Genomic DNA, 26,795 nt, shown 5'->3' on the forward strand with positions numbered 1-26,795 from the left:
TAATATGTCAGCGCTTTTGGACAAAATCGATAAGGCCCGGTTGCCCCGGCATATTGCCATTATAATGGATGGCAATGGACGCTGGGCGAAAGAACAAGGGCAGGACCGGCTGTATGGTCATTTCCACGGCGTGGAAAGTGTTCGCAATATTGTTGAAGGCTGTGCCGAATTGGGTATTGGCTATCTTACGCTTTATGCTTTTTCTACCGAAAATTGGGATAGACCCGAGTACGAGGTGATCGGTCTGATGGAATTATTGGTGAGCACCATTCGTAAGGAAGTAGAAAGCTTGCATAAAAACAACATTAAGCTGCATGTGATCGGTGACATGAATATGCTGCCGGAATATGCCCGCCAGGAGTTAAATGAAGCACTGGAAATTACCAAAGAAAATACGGGTCTCAACCTGGTGATGGCACTCAGTTATAGCGGACGGTGGGAGTTATTAAACGCTGTAAAAAATATTGCCTTTGAAGTAAAACAGGGCCGGCTTAATCTTGACGAGATTGACCAGGATACATTACAAAAATTTCTTTGTACAAGCGATTTTCCTGACCCGGAGTTGATGATCAGGACCAGTGGTGAGTTTAGAATCAGCAATTTCCTGTTGTACCAATTGGCTTATGCGGAATTGTATTTTACCAATGTCCGCTGGCCGGATTTCAGGAAAGAAAACCTGTATGAAGCTATCGTTGATTACCAGGGCCGGCAGAGGAGGTTCGGAAAAACGGGCGAACAGGTAGCCGGGGAGGCCGTCAGCCAATAAGAAAATCATAAGAGTTATAAGTCAATTCTGGTGGGCTTTTCTTTTTGACTTTCATGACTTTTTGATCTTATATAACTGACTCTCTTTTAACAAACACTTTCGATATTTACCGTTAATTTGCCGCCGCAACAAAAGTTTGGCGGTTTTTTATAAAATACAAACAAACAAATTGCAGTACCCGCCGATGGCGGGCTCAGTCTGACTTGAACAAAAACACATGCAACGACTTTCACTCCGGCTAAGTGCTTTACTGATAATTTTGATTGGCTCTGTACTTACTGCACAGGCACAAGATGATACTACCAAACCTACCTCTGTTGACCCCAAACTGTTAGAGTGGGAGAATGCAAGAATTCCAAGAGAATACACCATTGCCGAAGTGGGCATTACAGGGATCAAGCACCTGGATACAGCTATCGTTTTATCGATCTCGGGCCTGCAGGCAGGAGATAAATTTACCCATCCCGGGAGTGATATTTTTGCGAAAGCCATCGCTAACATGTGGCGCCAAAAACTGTTTTCCGAAATTCAGATTTATGTCACCAAAATCCAGGACGACAGGGTAAGCATTGAAATTAGCGTAACAGAACGGCCACGACTGGGCAACTTCAAATTTGTTGGTATAAAAAAGACCGAAGCCGACGAACTACAAGGAAAAATAGGCCTGGCAAAGCAAACCATTATTACCGAAAACATCCGGCGAAACATCAACGAAGTTATTACCAAATATTATCGTGATAAAGGATTTCAGAACGTAAGCATCCGTATTGATGAAAAACCGGATCCGGCCTTCCCGAATTCCAATGCCATGACGATTTATGTTGACAAAGGAAAGAAGGTGAGAATCGATGAAGTGAATTTCTTTGAAAACGAAAAAGTGGCTGACCTGAAATTGAAGAAGCAAATGAAGGGAACAAAGGAAATGAGCAAGTTTACGCTATTCCCTTCCAAATATGAAAGCCCCTATGGTGCTACAAAAAGACCCAGTTTTAAAGAATACATGAAAGATTGGGGTTTTCTTTCGCTGAGCAAAACAAAAGAAGTGCTGGACCCTTATTTCCGGTTCAAATTATTCAGCTCCGCAAAATTTAATCCTACCAAGTACGAAGAGGATAAAGCGAAAGTATTACAGTATTACAACTCTCTTGGTTATCGTGATGCACAGATCATTGCCGATACGCAGCTTACAAAAGACAATAAACTCTATGTTGACATAAAAGTGAATGAGGGTAGAAAATATTATTTCGGCAATATTACCTGGAAAGGTAATGCTAAATTTTCCGATTCATTGTTGAATATGGTGTTAGGCATTCACAAAGGCGATGTATACAATCTTGAGATACTAAATAAACGCCTGGGTAAGGAAATGTCGCAGGAAGGTGGTGATATCAGCGGTTACTATATGGATGATGGTTACCTGTTCTTCCGTGTTGATCCTGTTGAAACGGCTGTATATAATGACACAATAGATCATGAAATACGGATCACCGAAGGTCCGCAGGCGAGGATCAAAAACGTAACCATCGCCGGTAACGAAAGAACAAAAGATCATGTTATTCGTCGCGAGTTAAGAACACTTCCCGGCGAGTTGTTTAGTCGAACTGACCTGATTCGTTCCACCCGTGAGTTGGGCAATCTGCAATATTTTAACCAGGAAAAAATTGAGCCCGGAGTAGTTCCCAATGCGGACGACGGTACCGTAGATATTAATTGGAAAGTTGAAGAAAAATCATCCGATCAATTGGAGTTGTCTGCCGGATGGGGTGGTGGTATTGGTTTGACAGGAACTCTCGGTGTTACTTTCAATAACTTTTCCATTAAAAATATCTGGAAGAAAACTGCGTGGGATCCATTACCAACCGGGGATGGTCAAAAGCTAAGTCTTCGTGTTCAGTCGAATGGTAAGGCCTTTCGCTCTTATAGCTTTTCCTTTACCGAGCCATGGCTGGGTGGTAAAAAGAGAAACTCTCTGACGCTGGCTTATAATAACAGTAAATATTCGAATGCATTTGATCCGTTTACCGGTCGTATTGACAATGCAAGATCTGATACCAATTATTTAAAAGTAAATGGCTTCTCGGTTTCATTAGGTAAGCAATTAAAATGGCCGGATGATTATTTCAGCCTCGTTTATTCATTGAGCTTTACGCAATATAAAAGGCGTAACTACGGAATTTTTCCGGGAGCCTCGGCTGATGGTACCTCAAACAACCTGAGCTTTAAACTGGCTTTGCAAAGGTCTTCCGTGTTTGATCCGATTTTCCCAAGAAGTGGTTCCAGCTTTTTAGCAAGTGTTCAACTTACACCGCCATATACTTTATTTAATCCTGACCTGGTAAACTCAGCAGATCCCTATAAAAATCCGGAGTACCATAAATGGCGTTTCAATGCCGAATGGTATGTGCCTATTGGTAAACCAACCGGTGCTGATAAGAACAGGCAGTTCGTGTTGAAAATGGCGGCCAAATACGGCTTCATGGGGCGGTACAATAGCAAACTGGGTTATTCACCATTTGAACGTTTCCAGGTGGGTGATGCTGGTCTTACCAACAACTACGGTCTGTTGGGTTATGATATCATTGCGCATCGTGGTTATCCTGTGTATGAATCTTCAGACCCAACCATCAACCCCGATCAGCAGAACGCTAATAACTATTTTACCATCTTTAATAAATACCAACTGGAACTTCGCTACCCGCTTGTTACAAATCCGGGTAGTACCATCTATGGTCTTACATTTTTTGAAGCGGCCAATGGTTGGTATGATTTTAAAAATTATAACCCATTCCGTCTTCGTCGCAGTGTTGGTGTAGGTATGCGTTTCTTCCTGCCGATGTTTGGTTTGTTAGGGTTTGACTATGGTATCGGTATTGATCGTATCCAGCCGGGTGGAGGATTGAAAAATGCATCGAGATTTACCTTTATGCTGGGTTTTGAGCCAGAATAGAAGGGATGAATGGGGAATAATAAGTGGGATTAATTTTCAAAACAAACTTACCGATATGAAAAAAAAATTGCTTATTGCCTGTTGCTTATTGCTTGTTGGCTTTATGGCACAGGCACAGAAGTATGCCGTTATTGATACCCGCTATATCCTGGATAAAATGCCGGAATATACCAATGCACAAAAGCAGTTGGATGTGATAGCTGCCGACTGGCAGAAGGATATCGATTTAAAACAATCCGCTCTTGATAAAATGTATAAAGACTATGAAGCAGAGCAGGTAATGTTGAGTGAAGATTTGAAGAAGAAAAGAGAGGATCAACTATTTCTAAAAGAGAAAGAGTTGCGGGATCTCCAAAGACAACGCTTTGGTTTTGAGGGCGATCTTTTTAAAAAACGCCAGGAGCTTATCAAACCGGTACAGGACAAGGTTTTCAATGCCGTTCAGAAAATTTCCACTCAGCGGGGCTACGACTTTGTGCTTGATAAAAGTGAAGGAATTACCATTATATTTGCCGACCCTAAACTGGATAAGAGCGAAGATGTGCTGCGGGAATTGGGGGTTAGAAATTGATCGTTCAACTGTTAAAGAAAACAAAACAAGCAACTAAAGGTTGATAAAAACTATCTCTAAAAATAAAAATTGAAAACCCTGCTTAAGGGAGAAAACAAAAAAGAAACAAATGAAAAATTTGAAAATGCTTGCAGTAGCTGTTGGTTTGCTGATCGCCGGAAGCGGGGTACAGGCACAAACTAAAATAGGTTACATTGATGCAGAAACTATTTTATACCTGATGCCTGAGGTAGTAAAAATCGATTCGGTGATGCAGATCTATCAAAGAGATACTGTGGGCAAAGAGTATATGTCTTTGCTGCAAACTTATCAATACAAAGACAGCATTTTCAGAGATAGTGTTCACCCCGCTCCTGCTGCTGTAAAAGAACAAATTGGAAAAGAATTAGGGCAGTTGACCCAGACACTTCAGAACTGGCAACAAATAGCACAGGAAGCTGTTCAGAACAAGCAGTCTCAATTGTTAGCACCTGTTATGAAAAAGATCCAGGATGCTATTAATGCCGTAGCAAAAGAAAAAGGATACGCTTATGTTGTGTCCCGTGAATCTATCATCGTAGCACCGGATGCAGATAACTTATTGCAGGCCGTGGCTAAAAAACTAAATGTCACAATACCTCCACAGTTGTTACCTGGTTACAAACCTCCGGTAGGTAAATAAACCTAACTTATAATTTGAAAAAGAAAACCCTGTTACTGTGTAATGGGGTTTTCTTTTTATAAGCCTGAAACTGGCAACAGGAAACCGGAAACCTTTTCATTGTTCTTATTTTTGTTCTATGCAAAAAGCAAATCCTATCGGTGTCTTCGATTCGGGCTATGGTGGTTTAACGGTTTTGAAAGAGATCATTCATAAACTTCCGCAGTACGATTATATCTACCTGGGTGACAATGCCAGGGCCCCTTACGGCAATCGTTCCTTCGATACCGTTTACCATTATACGCTGCAATGTGTCAAATGGTTTTTTGAACAAGGATGTTCTTTGGTAATACTAGCCTGCAACACGGCTTCTGCAAAAGCCTTGCGAACTATACAGCAAAATGATCTTCCAAAAATCGCCCCGGAAAAGCGGGTGCTTGGTGTAATAAGGCCGACTACAGAAATAATTGGTAGCTTTTCTGAAACCAATAGCATTGGGATTTTAGCAACCAATGGCACGGTGGCGTCCAATTCTTATCCCATAGAAATTGCGAAGTTTTTTCCTGGTCTGAAAGTATACCAGGAAGCCTGTCCTATGTGGGTACCATTGGTGGAGAATAACGAATTTGAAAGTCACGGCGCTGATTACTTTGTCAAAAAGAACTTGAAAACCATTTTTGAGAAAGGAAATACTATCGATGTGTTGTTGCTGGCTTGCACGCATTACCCGTTGTTAAGAGAAAAAATACAGGAATACCTGCCAGTGGGGGTAAAGCTGGTTTCTCAGGGTGAGATTGTAGCAGAAAGCCTGGAGGATTACCTGTTACGCCACCCCGAAATCGAAACGGCCTGTAGCAAAAATGGAGAGAGAGCGTTTTATACCACTGATTCCACGGAAGATTTTGATAACCATGCCAGCATCTTTTTTGGTGAAGTGGTAAAGTCACAGCATATTGACCTGAGCTAAAAAACTGCATTTCAGCGACTAAAGATGAATGCTAAAATTTCTGACTTCTTACTTCTTACTTCTGACTTGCTTCCCTTACCTTTGCCGTCCTTTCACAAACAGCGGGTGTGGTGACCTGCTGGTGAACCTTGAAACCCGGCCGTTCTCCCGGCTACTTTTCAAAAAGTGAAAAAAGAAAAATAGTTATGAAACGTACATTTCAACCTCATCGTAAGCGTCGTAAAGCTGTACACGGTTTTCGTAAACGTATGGCTACTGCAAACGGACGTAAAGTATTGGCAAGCCGCCGTGCTAAAGGCCGTAAGAAGCTGACTGTTTCCGATGAAAGAAAATTGAAATAACCCTCCAAACCTTCCGCCGCAGGCGGAAAGGCTTACAGAGACTCTGAAAATAGTAATAGCCTCAAGTTTTTGAGGCTATTTTGCTATATAAAATAATCTGTGTAAATCTGTGTTCATCTGTGGCCAAGCAGTTTACTTTAGGAAAAAAAGAAAGGCTGAAAAGCCGGAAGCAAATAGAACAGTTGTTTAGCAGCGGACAGCGGTTTGTCATTCTTCCTTTTCGCATTTTTTATTCTTACCAGGACCAGGACAAAGATGGATCAATTCCATTACAGGCGGGATTTGCCGCCAGCAGCCGTGTTTTTAAAACAGCAGTAGAAAGAAATCGTGTCAAACGATTAACAAAGGAGGCATACCGGTTACAAAAAAATGAATTGCAGGCACAGCTAAAAGAACAAAACCAACGACTGAACGTTTTTTTTATTTATATCGGCAAGGAAATGCCGGCTTATGAAGAAGTCTTTAAAAGTGTAAGGCTGGCATTAACCAGGCTAATCAGTATAACTAATAAAACTTCGTGAAGAGATTTTTATATATTTTAAGTCTTCCTTTTATCGGGCTGATAAAGATTTACCAGTCGGCAGTTTCACCATGGCTTGGTCCCAAATGCAGGTTTACACCTACCTGTTCTCATTATGCTGTGGAAGCGTTTAAGAAACATGGATTGTTCAAAGGATTTTGGCTGGCTATAAAAAGAATAGCACGTTGCCATCCCTGGGGAGGCAGCGGGTATGATCCGGTACCCTAATCAGGCACGGGCCATTTGCTGCGGTATAATATTCTTGGGTACTGTTTTCTTCTCCCATTTTTTATACAACCACCGGTCTATCGAAAATTTGCCGCTGCCGCTAAAAGAAAGGACTGTTGCAATCGATAAGAACAAAATATCAAATTCAATTCCCTCTCCCTTTTGTGTATTTAGCCAGTTCATAAAAAAACCATGTGCTGAATGATCTACAATTAAGGCACCGATTATTACAATTCCCATCAGGGCTGCCATTATGCGGCCACCAGCACCCAGTATTAAAAGAATGGCTCCTGCTGATTCAATCAAAATAATAAAAGCTGCAAGCGAAGATGGCAGGCCTACAAAGTCGGTGAAATAATGCATGCTTCCATCCCAGCCAAAGCCGCCAAACCAACCAAGTGATTTTTGCAGGCCATGGCCCAGCATTACTACTCCTAACGCAATACGTAATAACAGCCAATTGAAACTGTCCGTTGTTTTAAAAATTATGTTTAACATATGATCTTGCATGTACGTTTTAATTGCCATAAAAAAATTGCTCGTTGATTATTTTACCGTCTTTCCAATGTTGAACGGAAACCTGGGTATAATTTCTGACACCCCAATCTTTGTATGTATAGTCGAAATGCCATTTTACAAAGGAGACATTATTTGATACGGCGGTATCCATCACACGAGCAGTCCGGAATTCGACAATGCTGTTCAGGAATTCTTTTTCCCGTAAACGATTAGCATTTTTTGCGATACTAGGAGATGAGGTATTTTCCTGCATGACTACTTCGTCATGATAATGTTTTTCGAATGCTTCTAATAAGTGACCAGGTGATAAAAGGCTATTCAGGTCATCGGGTTTTTCTGCAATAGTGTTCATTGTTTTTTTTATTTAGTGAAGCACAAAATTGCTTTCAGGAACAGCGCTGTTCCAATAACACCAGTTAAGAAATGCGATTGATGTAGGTTAAGAGGTGGGTTTATTCCTGGTTCGTTGTCCACGTATCCTGCTTAGCGATTCAGGCTTGATGCCAAGATAAGAAGCTATATGATACTGAGGGAAACGTTTTTCAAATTGCGGGTAGCGGTTGATGAAATCAGTGTATCGCTCTTCAGCCGATTGACTCATGTTGGCTATGATGCGTTGTTGCTGGGCGATAAAGGCATTTTGTATCAGTATCCGAAAAAATCGTTCAAACTTGGGGATCCCGCTATACAATTTCTCCAACGACGGCTTGTCCAAACAAAATAACTCTGCGTCTTCCAATGCTTCCACATTGTACCGGGAAGGCGTTTGCGTGAAAAAACTATACAAATCACCGATCCACCAATCTTCAATGCCAAATAGCACCACATGTTCATAGCCTTTGTCGTCAACCGAAAAAGAACGCATGCTCCCCTTGTTGATGAAGGCTTCAAACCGGCATACATCACCTTCCTGTACGAGATATTGATGTTTGCGTAGCTTTTTAATTTGAATAAGTGAAGTAAACTGATCTTTTTCTATCGGAGTAAGATCAATAAAACGGGCTACATTATTAAGAATGCTTTCAAACATTGTTCAGGCCATTAAACAATCAATCAGCCTACCATCCTGTTACAGGAAGTCGTCGCTTTCTCTATAGGCTTTTATTAAAGCCAGTTCTCCTTCTTTCCCCGGCTTTGAATTACCATGTTCCATGCCCATGACGCCCCTGTATCCTTTGTTATAAATGTATTTGAACACATTCTTATAATTGATCTCGCCGGTAGTCGGTTCCTTACGGCCAGGATTATCTCCAATCTGGAAATAGGCAATCTCGTTCCATGCCCATTCAATATTTTTGATCAGGTTGCCTTCGTTCTTTTGCATGTGATAGGCGTCGTATAAAATTTTGCAGGAGGGGCTATTTACTCCACGGCAAATTTCATAGGCCTGGTCGGTAGTTCTTAAAAAAAGATTAGGACTATCGCTCAAGGCTTCCAGTACCATGATGATACCATGTGGTTCGAGAACCTCTGCACCTCTTTTCAGGCCATCAATTACATTGCCTGTTTGTATACCTATCGGTAGATTTCTTTCAAAATCTCCGGGGACTACGGTAACCCATTTTGCATTCACTCTTTTAGCTGCTTCTACCGATTGACGGCAGCCCTGCAGAAAAATATCAATATATTCTTTTTTACCGGCGGCAAGAGAGTTGGCGGAATTGCCTCCCTTTGGCACCACAAAAACACCCATTGTCATCCCCAGCTTTGCGAGGGTTTCGCCGATTTTGGTTTGTTGCTCGGTACTACGGCCTGTCAACCCATTGTCTTCAATGGAGCGAAAGCCTTTATCATAAGCGTATTTTATCTGGTCAATAAAATCATCACCGCCATGATTTTTAAACATGCCATCGTGAAAGGCATAGTTGAGATTAAAAGGCCTATCAGCCGTTTGTTCTTTTTTATTTTCTTTTCCAAAAAGTTGAGTGGCGGTAGTAAGAGAAGCTCCGGCAAGCACACCGTTGCGTACAAAATTTCTGCGATTCATAAGTTTAGTTGAGCCTTCAATTTAATCATATATTTTGTTCAAAAACAAAAGATTTAACAGAAAAAACGGGATGCAAACGATTGTATAATTTTTTTCGTCTGTTGAATATTGTGAATTTTAACTGATAACTTGTTTTATCTTCGGAGCGATGAAAAAATCGATTTTGTTTGTGCTTGCCATAAGCGGTTTCTCTTCCTTACAAGCCCAGCCTTCCATTGCCGATACTACTTTTAAAAAGTATGAACAGGACATACCTGGTTCTTCCCTGAAATTTTCAATGGTTCCCATTCCTGCCGGGACGTTTGTGATGGGAAGCAGTGAGAAAGATAAAGCTAAAGAAGCAGATGAAACACCGCAGCATACTGTAAAAATTAGTCCATTCTGGATGGGTGCTTATGAAGTAACCTACGACGAGTTTAACCAGTTTTTCCTGGATGCCTCCCTTAGCCAGAATATTGCAACAGACGCCGTCACAAGACCCAGTTCGCCGTATATTGATATGACGTTAGGAATGGGAAAAGACGGCGGATTTCCGGCTAACAGTATGCAACAGTATGGTGCGTTGATGTATTGTAAATGGTTGTACAAAAAAACCGGAGTGTTCTATCGTTTACCCACAGAGGCTGAGTGGGAATATGCATGCCGTGCCGGTTCAACGACTGCCTATCCCTTTGGTGACGATATTGCCAAATTAGGTGAGTATGCCTGGTATAGTAATAACAGCGAAAACAAATACCATAAGGTAGGCCAGAAAAAACCAAATGCATGGGGCCTGTATGATATGCTGGGAAATGTAGGCGAGTGGGTATTGGATCAATATCAACCGGATTATTACAGTTCATTGTCGGGCACATCTACAGATCCTATTCGCCTGCCCGAAACAAGACATCCACGAACAGTAAAAGGTGGTGCTTATAACAGTGAAGCAAAGGACCTGCGTAGTGCCAACAGACTGATGTCAGATCTTGTTTGGAACAGGAGGGATCCGCAAATTCCAAAAAGTAAATGGTGGAATGCCGATGCGCCTTTTGTTGGGTTCAGAATCGTAAGACCGGCAGCACAGCCTACCGAAGAAGAAGTTGAAACATTTTTTCAAACATATCTTGGATTTTAAAAACAACAACCATGAACATGGATAACCAAAACAATAGCCGGAGAGAGTTTGTGAAGCAATCTTCACTGATTGCCGGCGGATTGCTTGCCGCACCTTTACTTAGTAAAGCCAACTTTTTTTCGGGCTCAGATGATGTTATCAAAGTTGCATTAGTTGGTTGCGGCGGTCGTGGCACAGGCGCTGCCATGCAAGCTTTGCTATCGAAGCAAAATGTAAAATTGGTGGCAATGGCCGATGCCTTTAGCGACAGGCTGGAGGGATGTTTAAAAACCATACAAAACGAAGACGCTTCGTTGAAGTCAAAAATTGACGTGCCTGCCGAAAGGAAATTTGTGGGTTTCGATGCTTATTTAAAAGCTATTCCGCTTGCTGATGTGGTCATATTGACAACACCTCCCGGTTTCCGGCCAATACATTTTGAAGAGGCGATCAAACAAAACAAACATGTCTTCATGGAGAAACCTGTAGCTACCGATCCTGCAGGTATAAAAAGAGTATTGGATGCGGCGGAAATAGCCAAACAGAAAAAGCTGAACGTAATAGTAGGATTACAGCGCCGCTACCAAAATTCTTACCGTGAATTATACAAACGAAAAAACCTGGTTGGCGATATTACCTCGGCACAGGTATGGTGGAATAATGATGGTGTTTGGGTGAGGAAGCGTCAGTATGGTCAAACCGAGATGGAATACCAGATGCGTAACTGGTATTATTTCAACTGGCTTTGCGGTGATCATATCACAGAGCAGCATATTCATAATATTGATGTGATGAACTGGTTCAAAGGTGCATACCCTGTAAAAGCGCAAGGCATGGGTGGTCGCCAGGTAAGAAAAGGAAAAGAATATGGAGAAATTTTTGACCACCACTATGTTGAGTTTGTATATGCAGATGGCTCGGTATTAAATAGCCAATGCCGCCATATTCCTGGTACCGCCAGCCGGGTGGACGAAATGCTGATTGGTACAAAAGGTGTGATACACGGAGATGCTGCGGTGATAAAAGATCCAAAAGGAAAGGAGTTGTTCCGTTTTGATAAAAAAGGTGAAAACAATCCATATCAAAACGAGCACGATGAACTGTTTGCTGCTATTGCAAAAGGTGAATACAAATTTGCAGATGCCGAAAACGGAGCAAAAAGTACCATGACATCTATCATGGGAAGAATGGCTACTTACAGCGGTCAAATAATTGAATGGGATAAAGCAATCAATTCCGGTATTGATATTATGCCGAAGAAATTTGACTGGAATGCTTTACCACCTGTATTGCCTGATGACGATGGCTATTATCCTGTCGCGGTTCCTGGGAAGACGAAATATTTTTAGTCTGAACCATGATTTATAGGATTATCTGATCATGAGATTAACCTTAAATCTTTAAATAAAAGAAGCTTTCGGTTTGTCCGAAAGCTTCTCTATTTCTAATAAATCTTTAAATCCTAAAAATCCTGGTTCAGATTATTTGGCCTTATTATAATGCTCTGCTACTTTATCCCAATTGATCACGTTCCAGATCGCCTTGAGGTAATCAGGGCGTTTGTTTTGATATTTTAAGTAGTAGGCATGTTCCCACACGTCAATACCAAGGATTGGTGTACCTTTTACTTCGGCTACATCCATCAGCGGATTATCCTGGTTAGGAGTTGATGTTACTTCCAGTTTACCATCTTTTACGATCAGCCATGCCCAACCTGATCCAAACCGGGTAACACCTGCTGTATTTACTTTTTCCTGTAATGCTTCTAATGAACCAAATGTTGCATTGATATCATCGGCCAGCTTGCCTGAAGGTTTGCCTGGTTTTGCTGAAAGCAGTTCCCAGAAAAAACTGTGGTTCCAGTGACCGCCGCCATTGTTGCGAACAGCCGGAGAAATTTTTCCTGCATTAGCTATCAGTTCCCCGATCGATTTATTTTCATGCTCTGTACCGGCAATTGCTTTATTAAGATTGTCAACATAAGCCTGGTGATGTTTTCCATGATGAATCTCCATCGTCTGTTTGTCGATATGCGGTTCCAATGCATCGGGTGCATAAGGCAGCGCAGGTAGTGTAAATGCCATAACTATTGATTTAAGGTTGTAAAAAATGACTATCTGTTTGAAACGGATAACAAATTTATTGCCTTAGTGTTGACTCAGCATCAATAATCTTGGATAGCCGCAAATTTTTCCTGTTTGCGTTTTTTTGCAGGTTATATCAGGTATTTTGAAAAAATTCTATCAGTTTTTCCTGAAGATACGGCAATCTGAAGCCGCTTTTTGCGTAATTTTCTTGTCTGCTATTAAATCACTGCACACTTTAAACTAATTCAAATGAGAAGAATAACCAATCTAGTCTGTTGGCTGCTCATTGTTCCAATGAGTGTACTAAGCCAGACAAGGGTGCTTACCGGAACTATTACAAGTAATACCGGCAACCCTGTTCCATTTGCTACGGTCGAATGGAAAGGCACTTCATCAAGCACTACAGCTAATGAAAACGGTATTTACAACCTCACGGTTTCGGGTTCAGATGTAATTCTGGTTGTTTCCTCTGCGGGATTTAATACGCAGGAATTTGCTGTTGGAAATGCATCCTCTTTTAATGTTCAGCTTAGTGAATCAGGAGCATTATCGGAGGTGGTCGTCACGGCCTTTGGCATAAAGAAGGAAAAAAAATCGCTTGGTTTTACTGTTCAACAGGTTGATAGTAAAGAGTTGAACAGAAACCATCAGTCGAATGTCGTGAATGCCTTACAAGGCAAAGTAGCGGGGGTTCAAATATCCAGTGCCGGAGGAGGACCGGGTCAGGGCGCACGAATTTTAATAAGAGGTATCAATTCGCTTGATGGAGGAAGAAATAATCAGCCTTTGTTTATTGTTGACGGAGTTGAAATCGATAATAGCACATTCACCACTGGTGGTGCAGAAACCCGTGGTATGTCAAACAGAGCGGCAGACATAAACCCTGACGATATTGAGTCCGTTTCTGTTTTACGCGGCGGTGCAGCTACAGCATTGTATGGTATCAGGGCAGCTAACGGCGCTATACTTATTACTACAAAATCTGCCAAAGCAGGAAAATTGCAGGTTGGATATAATGGAATGTATAGCATTGATGAAGTTAATAAAACACCTGATGTCCAAAATAAATTTACGCAGGGCTATCTTGGTGTATATGACAAAACAAGCTTTTGGCCGTCATGGGGACCAACTGTTGAAGATGCAAAGGCTATAGACCCAACACACCCTAATGAAATTTTCAACAATTTTAAAAGAGGTTATAGAACGGGTCATCAAACCAGGCATACTGTTAATCTGACCGGCGGTACAGAAAAAGTACAACTTGCTGGAGCAATGTCCTATTTCCAGCACGATGGCGTTATCCCTTTTAGCGATTATAAAAGTTATAATGCGAGGCTAAACTCACAGTTTACTATCAGCCCAAAACTAAAGGCAGGCGCTTCAGTCAATTTCATTAACTCAGGCGGTACCCGTGTAAATGCTGACCGTTATGGCGAACAATTGATTTATTGGTCCCCGAGATGGGATGTCATGGATTATATAAAGCCAGATGGCACACAAAAAAACTATGGCCTTGAAAATGATAACCCGGTATATACACTGGCGACCAATCGTTTTGTTGATAATGTGAACCGTACTATTGCCAGTGCGTTTATTAATTATTCTCCCGTTAAATGGTTAAACTTTACTTATCGTTTTGGCAATGATTTTTATTCGGATGCCAGGACACATACTGCACCCGGACCCAAGGGCACAGTAGGTGAATTGATACTCGGCGATAATGACATGGGGTTTATTTACGAATACAATCTAAGAAACAGGATAATCACATCTACTGCAATCGCCAATTTTAGCCACACGATTAATAATGTTTTTTCAATTGATTTTAAAGCGGGACATGATCTCAGGGATATAAAACTTAGAAGAGTAAGCACAATGGGCGACACGCTTGTTGTGCCTGATTTGTTTTTGCTGCAAAACACAAAAAAAGTGTTGGCTAACAGCCTAATCAGTGATGCAAGAAATTATGGTTTTTTTGGAGACCTTACCCTCGGATGGAAAAGTTTGTTATTCTTAAACCTGACTGCACGTAATGATGTAACAAGTGTGTTGGCGCCAGATAACCGGAGTTATTTCTATCCATCAGCAAGTGTGAGTTATATTTTTTCTGAGCAATTCAATTTGCCTAAATGGTGGGACTACGGTAAATTAAAACTTTCCTATGCCAAAATAGGCAAAGATGGCGATCCCTACAGTATTGTAACTGCATTTGCTCCCGGTACTCCAATTGGATCTTCTGTTCCGTTTACACAAGTAAACACACTGGGAAATCCGAACCTGAGACCAGAGTTTACCACCACTTATGAAATAGGAACTGAATTGCGTTTCTTGAAAAGCAGGCTGGGATTAGAACTGATTGCTTACAAAGCAAAGAGTAAAGATCTTATCGTGCCAGCTAAAATATCAAATGCTACTGGGTTTGATCAAGCGCAGGTAAATGCCGGTGAGCTGGAGAATAAAGGATTGGAAATTACTCTCTCTGCTATTCCCGTAAAAACGAAAGATTTTACATGGGACATGCGCTATAACTTTTCTACCAATACTAACAAAGTAATAAAATTGAATGAGGGCTTAAATGAAATCGTATTAGGCTCACAGTTTGGATATGTTAGCTCGACTGTTACTTCTAAATTGACTCCCGGATATGCCTACGGCGCTTTGTTTGGCAGAAGCTATAAGCGTTATTATGGAAGCAAACCCGATGATGGAATAACAATTGCAAAAGACCAGCCCCTGCTTATAGGTGCTAATGGGTTCCCGGTTATTGACACCCGGCAGCGTTATTTAGGAAGCTCTCTTCCAAAGTGGATATTTAACACTACACAAACCTTTACATACAAACAATTCTCTTTGTCTGCACTATTGGATGTACGGGAAGGACAACATCGCTACAACCAGTTTGCTAATTTTATGGCTGCTTTCGGTACTGCGAAGTTTACTGAAAACAGAACTGAAACAATTGTATTTGATGGAGTATTAGCAGATGGATCAAAAAATACAAAAGCTGTTTACCTGGGACAAGCTACTGGCCCTGATGGTGTGAACTATGGTAACGGTTATTATCGCAATTATTACCGGGGTGCCTCCGAAAATTTTATCGAAGATGCATCATGGATAAGGTTAAGGTCTTTAGCTCTTGCTTATACAGTGCCTACTAACATTCTTTCTAAAACAAAGGTTTTAAATGCGGCTACTGTTTCATTAACAGGGAATAACCTTTGGTTAAAAACTGATTTCACTGGTTTTGATCCGGAATCAAGCTCTGACCCTGCAGGCAGCAACACATCAGACGCTTTTTCAGGGTTTACTTATCCGGGTATCAGGAGTTTTATGATCAGCTTAAACCTTCAATTTTAAATTCTGAACTATGTTTAAGAAAATAATATATATCGCCTTATTACCTGTCTTGATCTTTAGCAATACGGGGTGTAAAAAAGGCTACCTGGATGTTAACCAGTCTAACCCCAATCAAACAGATAACCCACCGATCAATGCTTTGCTGGCAAATGTCACTTATCAAACGGGTCTCAATGTTTACAGAGCGGGCGACTTCACCTCATATTATATGCAATACCTCGCTTCTCCCAGTGCCTCCGGAGGTTCTGATACGTATGATGATGTTGACAGGCCTGGTATCTGGCAATCAGTGTATGATATCATCCAGGATAGCCGGGTAATGAAATCACTTGCAGAAGAAAAAAATGCGTATCAGCATATTGGCGTAGCCGCAATTACGGAAGCGATGAACATGAGTTTGCTGATCGACTTATTTGGCGATGTTCCATATTCCCAGGCACTTGATAAAAACATTTTGAAGCCATCATATGATAAAGCGGAAGATGTGTACGCTGAATGTCTTAAACTTATCGATGAGGGCATAACACAACTGAATAAGGCTGACCCCGGCATTGTAATCGATCCATCAAATGACCTTATTCATTCCGGTGTTGTGTCCGCATGGATAAAAACCGCTAATGCCTTAAAAGCAAGATTATTGAACAGGGTCAGCAAAACAGCGGCTTATAACCCAGCAAATATCTTAGCTGCATTAAGCAGTGCTTATACGTCAAACAGTGATGATGCCCAGTTGAAAACTTTTGTCGCCCGCAGTCCCTGGAACCAGGCTGCCTATAACAATACAGTGAATTTATTGGATGGTTGGTTAAGCGAACAATTTGTAAATGCATTAAATGGTGATACCTATGGGGTAGTTGATCCGAGATTATCCCGTATAGCCACGCTTACCAAATTCAATGATTATCGTGGTACCGTGAATGGGGCTGGTCGTATTGGCACAGGAACTGATGATGAAGAAAGCTATCTTTCAGTAGATGGATTTTATTCTAAATCAGGAGCTCCTTTATTGCTTTTAACTTATGCTGAAATGAAATTTATTGAAGCAGAAGCCAAATTTGCTACAGATAAAGACGGGTCCTATCAGGCATATCTGGATGGTATCGCAGCCAATATGGATAAGATCGGCGTGCCGGCAGCAGAAAAAAATGCTTATCTGACCAACCCTGCTGTGGCTGTAGGGGCGGCAGCTTTTACCAAAGACCTTCTTTTTAAAGAAAAATATGTGGCCATGTTCCTGAATCCTGAGTCATGGACAGATGCCCGCCGATACGATTATAAGTACAAGGACTTTACATTGCCTGTTAACGCTGTACTTTCAACGTTTGTACGGCGGGTAGGATACCCAAGTACAGAGGAGGCGAGGAACGGGGAAAATGTTCCGGCTGTTTCGGGCCTTGATCAAAAACTTTGGTGGGATCAATAAAAAATATAGTTAGTAAGTTGATTAAGGGTCGTAAGAAATTACGGCCCTTATTTTTTCAGCCGGTTCAGCTTCTTTCCCTTTTCAACAAAAGTCTCTACGACACCCCTTGTTTCCAGGTCGAGTCGTATAGAAATCGTGTACCAGGGTATCGACCGTTTGAAATCAGGCATTTTTTTTCGAATGATTGATACTACGTCATCCGTCAACTCTGTAAATGTTTTGCCCTTGCTTCCCTTCAAACTTTGCAGGATGGCAGCTTTGAATGGTTCATAGACAGCGGCATCAAATTGCCGTTCGGTTCCTGTTTCAGGATGTGTTACAGTTATTTTTTTTGCAGCAGGTTTAGTTGTTTTTGCCATAAGCTACCTTTTGGGTTTAAAAAAATCTTTCATCAGTTTGGCGCAGTCTTCTTTAAGCACGCCTCTAATTAACTCTGTTTTGGGATGGAACGGCCAGTTGGCAGCCGTTGTTTTTTTGTAGCCATTTTTTTCATCATCGGCGCCATACACGATCTTACCCAGCTTACTCCAATAAATAGCGCCGGCGCACATCAGGCAGGGCTCTACAGTTACGTACAAAGTTGCTTCGGGCAAATACTTGCTGCCTAGTGAATTAAATGCAGAAGTAAGCGCAATCATTTCCGCATGTGCGGTAGGGTCATTTAATTTTTCTGTCATATTGCGACCTCTTGCTATCACTTTTTCGTTTAAAACTACTACAGCTCCAATCGGAATTTCATCTTCTTCAAAAGCCAGACGGGCTTCCTTCAGTGCCAGCATCATAAAATATTCATGCGTCATATAAAAAAGGATGAACCACACAATTTTCGGGGTAAATCAAATAAGGTTCGCTGTTGAAACATTTAGCATCTACCAGTTGAATTTTTTCAATAGGGAACCAATAGCAGCGTGAAATTACAAAATGCCCGCGCAACAATTTTTTGGAGCGTGGCATGATATTTTGGTAGATTAGAGAAACTGATTCTTTTAACCTTTAAAATAATCGTTATGAATAAATTACTCATTGGTTTTTGCGCAGGGTTACTGACGGGAATTCTTTTTGCCCCGGCAAAAGGATCAGAAACCCGTGAAACAATTTCAAACAGGGGCAGAGATTTAAAAAACAGATTCAATGACCTGGTTGACTCGATTACGGATAAATTCGATTCGATGAAAGATGATGTTGAAGACTTTGCCCGGCAGGAAGCCCGTTCCTATAAGAACGAAATGATTTGATATAACTGCTTTTAAAAAAATAAAAGCATCTGCGAAACCGCAGGTGCTTTATTATTTTTCAATGGGTATGAGTACAATAATTGCCTGAAATATTCAGGCAATTAATTGCCATCATAGAGATAGACGGAACTCACAGTAACTTGCATATATGCATAAAGGTTAAGGATCACCAATAAAAAGGGGACAATTTTAGGGCCAACCAAAAATGGTTGTCATCCCTTTGTATGTATTTTTTTGCTGCTACGGGAAATCCTTTTCTTAATTCTTTCTGCTAGTGTTTTTTATAAAAACGAACTAAGGGTAAATCCAGTCAGCAGTCAAATACATTTGGTTGGAATACGTGGCTTTTTTTGAAGATATACCTGCTGCTATCTTGTAGACATTTTTCCACAAAACACTGGTAATTTCCTAACTTGACCTGACTAAACCGAATGGATGAATACAGCATTATTTAATGAACAGCTTGCCGGTATCAGACAATTTTTTGAAAGAGGAACATCAAAGCCGTATGCGTTTCGTAAAAAGCAATTGATACAGCTTAAAACGGCCATCACCAACCATGAGCAATCATTATACAAAGCTTTATATGAAGATCTGAAAAAAAGTCCCGAAGAAAGTTGGGTAACAGAAATAGGTTTTGTGTTGGCTGAAATAAACAATGCTCTTCAAAATCTAAAACGCTGGATGCACCCGGAAAGACTGGCGACAAACCTTGTCAACCTCCCATCTTCGAGTAAAGTAATGAAAGAGCCGCTGGGAGTTGTACTGATTATCGGCCCCTGGAACTATCCCTTTCAATTATTGATCAATCCATTGGTTGGGGCAATGGCTGCCGGTAACTGTGTTGTTTTAAAACCCAGCGAATCTGCGCCTGCAACGGCAGCTGTGATCAAAAAAATAGTGGAAGAAACATTTGAACCATCCTATGTTTTAGTGATGGAAGGAGAGGGGTCGGTCGTCGTTCCGCAGATGATGAAGAGTTTTGTATTTGATCATGTTTTTTATACCGGCAATACCGCGGTAGGAAAAATGATTTACAAAATGGCGGCTGAAAACCTGGTACCGGTTACTTTGGAGCTCGGCGGAAAAAGTCCCTGCGTGGTAGAAGACGATGCTGATATTAAGGTGGCCGCCAGGAGAATCGCTGTTGCCAAGTTTTCTAATTCAGGCCAAATGTGTGTGGCGCCCGATTATGTGCTGGTGCATGCTTCAAGGAAAGATGAATTATTAGCTGCGTTGAAATCATCGATCATAAACTTTTTCGGCGAAAAACCTGAGGAAAGCTACAGCTATGGCAAAATGATCAACGGAAAGCAGTTTAACCGGGTGCTCAATTACCTGTCATCGGGAACAATTGAGCATGGCGGGAGGTTCCGCAAAGAAACACTCTTTATTGAACCAACTATTTTAACAGGAGTATCATCAGCGTCCGCAGTAATGCAGGAGGAAATTTTCGGGCCGGTGTTGCCAATAATTTCATTCACCAGCACGGAAGAGGCGAAAACTGTTATTGGTCGTAATCCCAATCCACTCGCCTTTTATGTATTTACGTCCAGCAAAAAAAAGGAAAGCGAATGGTTAGCGTCTGTTCCATTTGGTGGGGGCTGTGTAAACAACAGCAGCTGGCATTTAACCAATCATCACCTACCCTTCGGTGGAAGAGGCTTTAGTGGAACCGGTAACTACCATGGAAAGTATTCATTTGACACGTTTAGTCATAAAAAAGCAGTAATGAAAACGCCAACCTGGTTTGATCCAAATATCAAGTATCCCCCCTTTAATGGCAGATTGGCTTTATTTAAAAAATTGATCAGGTAAAAATGGACAATGAGAAAAGCCAGGCGGGAGCAGGTTCAACAGGTTTTGGGTACTCATAGATTTAAAACTTTTCAGATGCGCAGTAAACTAAAAGGATTCCTGGTTGTAATATTCCTGTTGACAGGTATCTTTTTTGCATACGTTGCTATTGTGAACAGAAATTCAAAAACTATGACTTATCGGCAAAAGGTGTTTAAATCTGTTTATCCGGCGTTGATGTGGTTTAATAAATTAACCGGCAAAAAAACAAAAGTGATGGAACATTCAGAAGGTACAACCACCTTAAGATCTATTCATGATCTGTCCGTGCATTTAAATGATGGCAGTGAACTCGAACTGGGAACTTTTAAAGGAAAAAAGATTTTACTGGTGAATACGGCCAGCGATTGCGGCTATACAAATCAATACGAGGGCCTGCAAAAATTATACGATGATAATAAAGATAAACTAGTCGTCATTGCTTTTCCGGCCAATGACTTTAAAGAACAGGAAAAAGGAAGCGACCAGGAAATAGCTGCCTTTTGTAAGAAGAATTTTGGTGTCTCCTTTCCATTAGCAAAAAAAAGCGTGGTGGTAAAAGGCGATAAACAAAATGAAGTTTTCAAATGGCTCACCTACCCTGAATTGAACGGCTGGAATGATCAGGAGCCAACCTGGAATTTTTGCAAATACCTGGTAGATGAAGATGGAAAATTGATCAAATATTTTGACACCGCCGTTTCGCCTTTGAGCGAGGAGGTGATCAGCGCCATTAATCTTGATGAGTAGTTTAAGATTGGCTTCCTGTTACCAGCTTGCCTGTCCGGTAGGCAGGTTTCCGGTATCTTTCAATTTTATCTTTCAATTTTTAATGCATGAATTGGATGCTGTTAATTATTGCCGGTTTGTTTGAGGTAGGCTTTGCCACCTGCCTGGGAAAAGCAAGAGAAACAGGAAGCAATACCACATTATGGATGATTGGCTTTTTTGTTTGCCTCGCTATCAGCATGTTCCTTTTATTCAAAGCATCTCAAACGTTGCCCATGGGTACAGCCTATGCTGTATGGACCGGAATTGGTGCTGTGGGTACAGTATTGATGGGTATTATTTTCTTTAAAGAGCCTGCCGATTTCTGGCGGTTGTTTTTTATTACGATGCTGATAGGGTCAATAATCGGGCTGAAGGTAGTTACAACTCATTAGTAGGTTTCTAAAACAAGCAATTGCTACTGTTGACTATCAACCATGGACTAATCAATTACTCCCATTTTCTTCATCAAAAAGGAAGCGCTGAGTTTGGTGCATACACCGTCTTTTAGTTTATAGTCAAAGACAAGCTCATCATTGATGATTTCCGATTCAAAGCACTTGTTACTGATATAACCGTTATTTTCTTCCGTCAGTTTTGACACGGTGAGATCATGAGTAGCAATGATACCGCAGGCATTGGCCGATACCAATTTACGGATGAGACCAATGGTACCGTTGTGTTTATCATTACTATTGGTGCCCCGTAGAATTTCATCCAATATCACAAAGGTTTTTTCTCCATCATTCAATTGTTCTATGATGCTATGCAATCTTTTTAATTCTGCATAGAAAAACGACTCACTATCCTGCAGGGAGTCAGTGATACGCATGCTTACATGCACGGCATATGGATAAAAGCTAAATTGATCGGCGCATACATTGCTTCCGGCTCTTGCCAGCACCAGGTTGATACCGAGAGTGCGAAGGAAAGTGCTTTTACCCGACATGTTGGAACCGGTGAGAATCACAAACCGGTGCTCAGCAAATGAAATGCTGTTGGTAATTCTTTTTTCATTGCGAATCAGCGGGTGTCCCATATTAATGGCTACAAGAGTCTCGTTTTCGCTCAACTGCGGACGACAAAATGATTTGTTATTAAAAGAGAGATTAGCGAAACTGTTCAGGGCCTCTGCTTCACCCAAAAGCTCCAGCCACGGCAGTACGTGGCTGCCATTTTTTTGCTTCCACTTTTCCAGAGCATATAAGACATGAATATGAAAAAGAAAAAGCCCGTTCAATAAAATGCTTACGACGAGATTGATAATTGTTTCGAGATAATTAAACAAGGAAGCCAGTCTTGCAATAGATCGGGAAGCCATGATGTCGCCCATTTTCAAACCTTGTTGCAAGTGTTTCAACAAAGATGACTGGAAGGATTGCGTTTCCAACTGGTGCAACTGGCCGGCAAACTGCTGTAGTATTTTGGTGACAGAAGTAGATACGGATAAGTGTGCCGATATTTTTTTAGCAAATACGCCGGCAGTAATAAGATTGACGATAAACAGGTAATAAAAAGTATTTAACGCAGATTCCTGCTCTGAAGCAAAATAGTATACAAGACAACCAATTGTGGCTAAAGGAAAAAGCATTAACAGCCAGTAAACTGTTTGATTGGTAAAACCAGGTTCGGCAGTTAACCATGCTCTTAGTTGTTGCAATTCTTTTTCTTTTGTATCGAGCAATGAACCGTGCGCCTGAAGGTATTGACGAAAGTCCAACTTGCTTGTTAACTCTTCGATTGCCTCCTGTCGTTCATTTATTTGCCTGGTATCAGGATGTAGTAATGATTGCGCCAGTGCTTCTTTTCCAAAGGAAGTACTGGTTCTGTTGAGCCAGGCAAATAAGCCGCCTTCGCCAAACAGGTCAAGATCATAAGAATAGGGATGATGCGGATCGGTATATTCTTTTCCGTCTGCATAAACCGACGGCTGGCCTTTTAAAAAATCAATTTCATTACTGTTTAATTTGGCGAGTTCCTTATAGAAGGATGCACTGCTGTGAAGTTTGTCATATACCCGGATAAACAGGAGGAAGATGATCAACGATGCAATAGTCGAAATGATCAAAATGCGATCCCCGGTTTGAATAGACTTAAAACCGAGATAAATAAAGCCACAAAAAAACAACAGCCGGAGCAGGCTAAACCAACGTAGCTGCTGGGTTAATGAATTGGCTTTGGCGTTGTATTTTGATAAAAGAGACTGGTAAGTAAGTAAGGGCATTCTCCAAATTTGTTGAGTAAAGAACAGGAAGTATCCCGATAAATATCGGGACGACGCAACGAAGATGATCCTTCGACTGCGCTCATCACAGCAATGCCGATCGCTCCATCATTACACCGGGCATTTCTCGTGATAGTTCACCAGTTCAATAGGCGTATGTTCAAATTCATAACCGGCATAGATAGTAACTATTTCATCCAGCACTGCATTTATTTCTTCTTCTGTTTTCAATGTCACCAGGCGATTGCGAAATTCTTTGATATTGGGTAATCCCTTTAAATAGTTAGCATAATGCCGGCGCATTTCATTGATGCCGACAACATGATTTTTCCATTCTACGGATTTGCGCAAATGCTTGCGGCAAACTTCCACCCTGTCTTCAATGGTTGGCGGAGCTAAATGCTGACCTGTCCGCATAAAATGTTTGATCTCGTTAAAGATCCACGGATAACCAATGGCTGCACGACCGATCATGATGCCATCGATGCCGTAACGATTTTTATATTCCAATGCTTTTTCAGGTGAATCGATATCGCCATTTCCAAAAATGGGAATTTGAATGCGGGGATTATTTTTTACTTTACCTATCAGCGTCCAATCGGCTTCACCTTTATACATCTGGGTGCGGGTACGGCCATGAATGGCCAACGCTTTAATGCCAACATCCTGCAATCTTTCCGCTACTTCTTCAATATTTCTGGTATTATCATCCCAGCCCAGGCGGGTTTTGACGGTAACCGGAAGTGACGTGGATTTGACAACGGCAGACGTTAGACGCACCATCAGGTCGATATCCTTTAACACACCGGCGCCGGCTCCTTTCAACGCTACTTTTTTTACAGGGCAGCCAAAATTGATATCCAGCAGATTGGGATTAGTGACTTCAACAATTTTGGCAGCCAGGGACAGGCTTTCTTCATCGCCACCAAAGATCTGGATGCCTACCGGGCGTTCATATTCAAAAATGTCCAGTTTTTTACGGCTTTTGATCGCATCCCGGATCAGACCTTCTGATGAAATAAACTCGGTGTACATCAGGTCGGCGCCATTATCCTTGCAGACGGCACGAAATGGTGGATCGCTGACGTCTTCCATTGGGGCCAGGAGAAGCGGAAATTCCGGGAGTGATATGTTGCCTATTTTAACCATGCTGATTTAAAAATTGGCATTGACAGTAAATGGGTTAGAAAAGAAATCCATTGTTAATAACTGTCATCTGCCAACTGTCCTCTATTTTTGCCTGCCGCCTTCCGGCGGAAGCCTGCAAATTTACAGACTTATTGCTGAAAACTATGTATGATAACGATTCTAAAGGCATTTCCTACCTGGCTGGGTTTTTTATGCTGATTGCATTTGCGGTTGCCGGCCTTGTGCTGGCTTCTACTATCGGAGCCCAGGTGTGGTACCAGTTTACAGGCAAAAGTTTTACAGAGATGGAGCAGGGGATGACCGACCCGGCAAATAGTGACGTAATGAAGATCATTCAAAGCTTGACAGCTATCATCGGTTTCCTGGTTCCTACCATTATCACCGCTGCATTGCTTAACAGGAGGCCATTCAGGTTATTAGGTTATTCTTCACAAGGTATTACGATCAACCAGGTGGGTCTTGTTGTGTTACTGATTGGCTCATCTTTACTGGTGGCCACGTCATTATCTTATTTCACCAACCAATTTCCACTTTCGCCGAACTGGAAGATAAAGTTTGACAAAATGGAAGATGAGTACAACAGGCAGGTGTCGGCTATCGTCAGCTTAAAAACAGGTTGGGATTATTTTATCGCTCTTGTGGTAATGGCTTTTTTGCCGGCCGTGTGTGAAGAAACATTGTTTCGGGGTGGTTTGCAAAATTTCCTGACCCGTGGTACCAACCGGCCATGGCTATCGATTATCATTGTAAGCATTCTGTTTAGCCTGGCGCATTTTTCATTCTATGGGTTTTTGTCACGGTTTTTCCTTGGATTGGTATTGGGTGCGTTATTTTATTATTCCGGTAAACTCTGGTTGAGCATACTGGCACATTTTATTAATAATGCGCTTGCGATTACTTTATTATATATGTCTATTCAACAGGGTAAACCGATACGGGAAGCGATGAAGCAGGATGCCAATACGTTTTGGGGAATTGTTGCAGTGCCAGTGGTAATTGTATTGTTCGTTGCATTTAAAAGAGTTTCGGAGAGTAGGAGATCAGAGGTCGGATGACAGAAGTCGGAAGCTGTAAAACTATCAAAAATGATCTCCGCAATTATAAAACTTAGAACCAAAAACTTTTCACTCCAACATGGCGTTTAACTGGCAAACATTCCGGACAAGGGCGTTAACTGCAATTGTTTTTGTAGTGATAATGCTTGGCGGGTTGCTGTGGAATCATTGGAGTTTCCTCGTATTATTTTCAGTCATTCATTTTGGTTGCTGGTGGGAGTATTTCAAACTGGTAGAAAAAATTAATACCACCTATTTTCACATTTATACAAAGCTGGGTTTGATGCTGATCGGTTATGGCCTGATGCTTTGGTTTTGCGGGCCTGCTTACAGTATAGGTGGTTATGGGTTGAAAGAAAATTTTTCATTGCCGGTGTCGGCAGCCGGCTTTATTTTATTGCTAACAGGAATTTTTCAAAAACACAAGATTGAATTAAAATCATTTGGGGCTGCGGCATTGGGGCTTGTTTATATATCATTGAGTTGGGGATTGATGATGGATTTGAGTGGTTTTGTAAGAAAGATTTTCTATGATTTTGGGATAGGATACTTTCCCCCACTTGATTATTTCCCAGTTCTATTGCCATGTGTAATTATTGTTTCAATGTGGATTAACGATACTATGGCCTACGTTGTTGGTTCTTTTATTGGCAAAAGTCCACTCTCGAAAATTTCACCAAAAAAAACGTGGGAAGGAACAATTGGGGGCGTTATTTTATGCATCCTGGCGGTGGGCTTCCTGTTTAGTTCTTTACCAACAGACATTGTTTTTCCGGGGTATCATTTTTGGTTTCCTAAAGTTGTATGGTTTTCAATTGCTGGTATCTCAGCTATTTTCGGAACATTCGGTGATCTTCTCGAATCCAAATTAAAACGAATGGCTGGTGTAAAAGACAGCGGCCAAATCATGCCGGGGCACGGCGGTTTCTTAGACCGATTTGATTCACTATTGCTGGCAACGCCTTTTGTTTGGTTTTTTGTAAAACTCTTCATGCAGTAAGAAAAATTCAAGATCAAAAAAATTATTGAATATCCGGTCTGTGAGTGGCAAGTCTCCCTTTAGGGGGATTTAGGGGGCTTCA

At 41.4% G+C, this 26,795-nt stretch carries 27 protein-coding genes; 18 read left to right on the forward strand and 9 right to left on the reverse strand.

What is annotated here, in order from left to right:
- Window positions 1–4 precede the first annotated feature (4 nt).
- From uppS to yidD, 8 genes are all read left to right on the forward strand, one after another.
- Window positions 5–766, forward strand: coding sequence for an undecaprenyl pyrophosphate synthase (uppS, locus tag ACFEL9_RS16245; protein WP_385892176.1), 762 nt, complete (start codon window positions 5–7; stop codon window positions 764–766).
- A 217-nt stretch (window positions 767–983) separates the two neighbouring features.
- Complete coding sequence (locus ACFEL9_RS16250) at window positions 984–3,713, forward strand: BamA/OMP85 family outer membrane protein (protein WP_385892178.1); 2,730 nt, start codon at window positions 984–986, stop codon at window positions 3,711–3,713.
- A 55-nt stretch (window positions 3,714–3,768) separates the two neighbouring features.
- Window positions 3,769–4,284 (forward strand): OmpH/Skp family outer membrane protein, encoded by a 516-nt coding sequence (locus ACFEL9_RS16255; RefSeq protein ID WP_385892181.1) that lies wholly within the window; start codon window positions 3,769–3,771, stop codon window positions 4,282–4,284.
- 109 nt (window positions 4,285–4,393) lie between these two features.
- Window positions 4,394–4,945: an OmpH/Skp family outer membrane protein gene (locus ACFEL9_RS16260; protein ID WP_385892184.1), complete on the forward strand. Its 552-nt coding sequence runs from the start codon at window positions 4,394–4,396 to the stop codon at window positions 4,943–4,945.
- A gap of 118 nt (window positions 4,946–5,063) precedes the next feature.
- Window positions 5,064–5,891, forward strand: a complete 828-nt coding sequence (gene murI / locus ACFEL9_RS16265) for a glutamate racemase (protein WP_385892186.1) — start codon at window positions 5,064–5,066, stop codon at window positions 5,889–5,891.
- 185 nt (window positions 5,892–6,076) lie between these two features.
- On the forward strand, window positions 6,077–6,232 hold the full coding sequence (gene rpmH / locus ACFEL9_RS16270) for a 50S ribosomal protein L34 (protein WP_385892189.1): 156 nt from the start codon (window positions 6,077–6,079) through the stop codon (window positions 6,230–6,232).
- A 119-nt stretch (window positions 6,233–6,351) separates the two neighbouring features.
- The gene (rnpA, locus tag ACFEL9_RS16275; protein ID WP_385892191.1) at window positions 6,352–6,753 is read left to right on the forward strand and encodes a ribonuclease P protein component; all 402 of its coding nucleotides are present in this window, start codon (window positions 6,352–6,354) and stop codon (window positions 6,751–6,753) included.
- Window positions 6,750–6,980 carry a membrane protein insertion efficiency factor YidD gene (gene yidD / locus ACFEL9_RS16280; protein WP_385892194.1) on the forward strand — a complete coding sequence of 77 codons (231 nt, stop codon included), beginning with the start codon at window positions 6,750–6,752 and terminating at the stop codon, window positions 6,978–6,980. Before rnpA ends, yidD begins: the two co-directional genes overlap by 4 nt.
- Here the strand turns inward: yidD and ACFEL9_RS16285 are convergent, their stop codons facing one another.
- The 4 genes from ACFEL9_RS16285 to ACFEL9_RS16300 all read right to left on the reverse strand — a co-directional run bounded on the left by ACFEL9_RS16285 (window position 6,981) and on the right by ACFEL9_RS16300 (window position 9,486).
- Window positions 6,981–7,478 carry a DoxX family protein gene (locus tag ACFEL9_RS16285; protein ID WP_385892197.1) on the reverse strand — a complete coding sequence of 166 codons (498 nt, stop codon included), beginning with the start codon at window positions 7,476–7,478 and terminating at the stop codon, window positions 6,981–6,983. It lies immediately after the preceding gene.
- A gap of 19 nt (window positions 7,479–7,497) precedes the next feature.
- Complete coding sequence (locus ACFEL9_RS16290; RefSeq protein ID WP_385892200.1) at window positions 7,498–7,851, reverse strand: SnoaL-like domain-containing protein; 354 nt, start codon at window positions 7,849–7,851, stop codon at window positions 7,498–7,500.
- A gap of 87 nt (window positions 7,852–7,938) precedes the next feature.
- A complete protein-coding gene (locus ACFEL9_RS16295) occupies window positions 7,939–8,529 on the reverse strand; it encodes a Crp/Fnr family transcriptional regulator (protein ID WP_385892203.1) in 591 nt (196 codons plus the stop codon).
- Between the two features lie 39 nt (window positions 8,530–8,568).
- On the reverse strand, window positions 8,569–9,486 hold the full coding sequence (locus ACFEL9_RS16300) for a hydroxypyruvate isomerase family protein (protein WP_385892206.1): 918 nt from the start codon (window positions 9,484–9,486) through the stop codon (window positions 8,569–8,571).
- A gap of 148 nt (window positions 9,487–9,634) precedes the next feature.
- Between ACFEL9_RS16300 and ACFEL9_RS16305 the strand changes: the two genes are divergently transcribed.
- Window positions 9,635–10,600 carry a formylglycine-generating enzyme family protein gene (locus tag ACFEL9_RS16305; protein ID WP_385892208.1) on the forward strand — a complete coding sequence of 322 codons (966 nt, stop codon included), beginning with the start codon at window positions 9,635–9,637 and terminating at the stop codon, window positions 10,598–10,600.
- Between the two features lie 11 nt (window positions 10,601–10,611).
- Complete coding sequence (locus ACFEL9_RS16310) at window positions 10,612–11,928, forward strand: Gfo/Idh/MocA family protein (protein WP_385892211.1); 1,317 nt, start codon at window positions 10,612–10,614, stop codon at window positions 11,926–11,928.
- 132 nt (window positions 11,929–12,060) lie between these two features.
- Here the strand turns inward: ACFEL9_RS16310 and ACFEL9_RS16315 are convergent, their stop codons facing one another.
- Complete coding sequence (locus tag ACFEL9_RS16315) at window positions 12,061–12,663, reverse strand: superoxide dismutase (protein ID WP_385892213.1); 603 nt, start codon at window positions 12,661–12,663, stop codon at window positions 12,061–12,063.
- A 252-nt stretch (window positions 12,664–12,915) separates the two neighbouring features.
- Between ACFEL9_RS16315 and ACFEL9_RS16320 the strand changes: the two genes are divergently transcribed.
- Complete coding sequence (locus ACFEL9_RS16320; protein ID WP_385892215.1) at window positions 12,916–16,023, forward strand: SusC/RagA family TonB-linked outer membrane protein; 3,108 nt, start codon at window positions 12,916–12,918, stop codon at window positions 16,021–16,023.
- A 10-nt stretch (window positions 16,024–16,033) separates the two neighbouring features.
- Window positions 16,034–17,446, forward strand: coding sequence for a SusD/RagB family nutrient-binding outer membrane lipoprotein (locus ACFEL9_RS16325; protein WP_385892218.1), 1,413 nt, complete (start codon window positions 16,034–16,036; stop codon window positions 17,444–17,446).
- Window positions 17,447–17,493: 47 nt separating this feature from the next.
- Here the strand turns inward: ACFEL9_RS16325 and ACFEL9_RS16330 are convergent, their stop codons facing one another.
- Together ACFEL9_RS16330 and ACFEL9_RS16335 are read right to left on the reverse strand one after the other, a co-directional pair.
- Window positions 17,494–17,805 carry a DUF6958 family protein gene (locus ACFEL9_RS16330; RefSeq protein WP_385892220.1) on the reverse strand — a complete coding sequence of 104 codons (312 nt, stop codon included), beginning with the start codon at window positions 17,803–17,805 and terminating at the stop codon, window positions 17,494–17,496.
- A gap of 3 nt (window positions 17,806–17,808) precedes the next feature.
- Window positions 17,809–18,267, reverse strand: coding sequence for a nucleoside deaminase (locus ACFEL9_RS16335; protein WP_385892223.1), 459 nt, complete (start codon window positions 18,265–18,267; stop codon window positions 17,809–17,811).
- 186 nt (window positions 18,268–18,453) lie between these two features.
- Here ACFEL9_RS16335 and ACFEL9_RS16340 point away from each other — a divergent pair, with 186 nt between their 5' ends.
- The 4 genes from ACFEL9_RS16340 (at window position 18,454) to ACFEL9_RS16355 (ending at window position 21,680) form a co-directional block, all read left to right on the forward strand.
- On the forward strand, window positions 18,454–18,681 hold the full coding sequence (locus ACFEL9_RS16340; RefSeq protein ID WP_385892225.1) for a YtxH domain-containing protein: 228 nt from the start codon (window positions 18,454–18,456) through the stop codon (window positions 18,679–18,681).
- Window positions 18,682–19,116: 435 nt separating this feature from the next.
- Complete coding sequence (locus tag ACFEL9_RS16345; protein WP_385892226.1) at window positions 19,117–20,499, forward strand: aldehyde dehydrogenase; 1,383 nt, start codon at window positions 19,117–19,119, stop codon at window positions 20,497–20,499.
- Window positions 20,500–20,574: 75 nt separating this feature from the next.
- Entirely contained in the window at window positions 20,575–21,267 is a 693-nt protein-coding gene (locus tag ACFEL9_RS16350; RefSeq protein WP_385892229.1) for a glutathione peroxidase, read from the forward strand.
- An 86-nt stretch (window positions 21,268–21,353) separates the two neighbouring features.
- On the forward strand, window positions 21,354–21,680 hold the full coding sequence (locus ACFEL9_RS16355; RefSeq protein WP_385892232.1) for a DMT family transporter: 327 nt from the start codon (window positions 21,354–21,356) through the stop codon (window positions 21,678–21,680).
- Window positions 21,681–21,727: 47 nt separating this feature from the next.
- On the opposite strand, the gene ACFEL9_RS16360 is transcribed toward ACFEL9_RS16355, so the two are convergent.
- Entirely contained in the window at window positions 21,728–23,509 is a 1,782-nt protein-coding gene (locus ACFEL9_RS16360) for a MutS-related protein (RefSeq protein ID WP_385892234.1), read from the reverse strand.
- 111 nt (window positions 23,510–23,620) lie between these two features.
- Window positions 23,621–24,658 carry a tRNA dihydrouridine synthase DusB gene (gene dusB, locus ACFEL9_RS16365; protein WP_385892236.1) on the reverse strand — a complete coding sequence of 346 codons (1,038 nt, stop codon included), beginning with the start codon at window positions 24,656–24,658 and terminating at the stop codon, window positions 23,621–23,623.
- 143 nt (window positions 24,659–24,801) lie between these two features.
- Here dusB and ACFEL9_RS16370 point away from each other — a divergent pair, with 143 nt between their 5' ends.
- Window positions 24,802–25,713 (forward strand): CPBP family glutamic-type intramembrane protease, encoded by a 912-nt coding sequence (locus tag ACFEL9_RS16370; protein WP_385892239.1) that lies wholly within the window; start codon window positions 24,802–24,804, stop codon window positions 25,711–25,713.
- Between the two features lie 79 nt (window positions 25,714–25,792).
- Window positions 25,793–26,713 carry a phosphatidate cytidylyltransferase gene (locus tag ACFEL9_RS16375; protein WP_385892241.1) on the forward strand — a complete coding sequence of 307 codons (921 nt, stop codon included), beginning with the start codon at window positions 25,793–25,795 and terminating at the stop codon, window positions 26,711–26,713.
- Window positions 26,714–26,795 lie beyond the last annotated feature (82 nt).

Source organism: Terrimonas alba, assembly GCF_042434975.1.
GTDB lineage: Bacteria > Bacteroidota > Bacteroidia > Chitinophagales > Chitinophagaceae > Terrimonas_B > Terrimonas_B alba.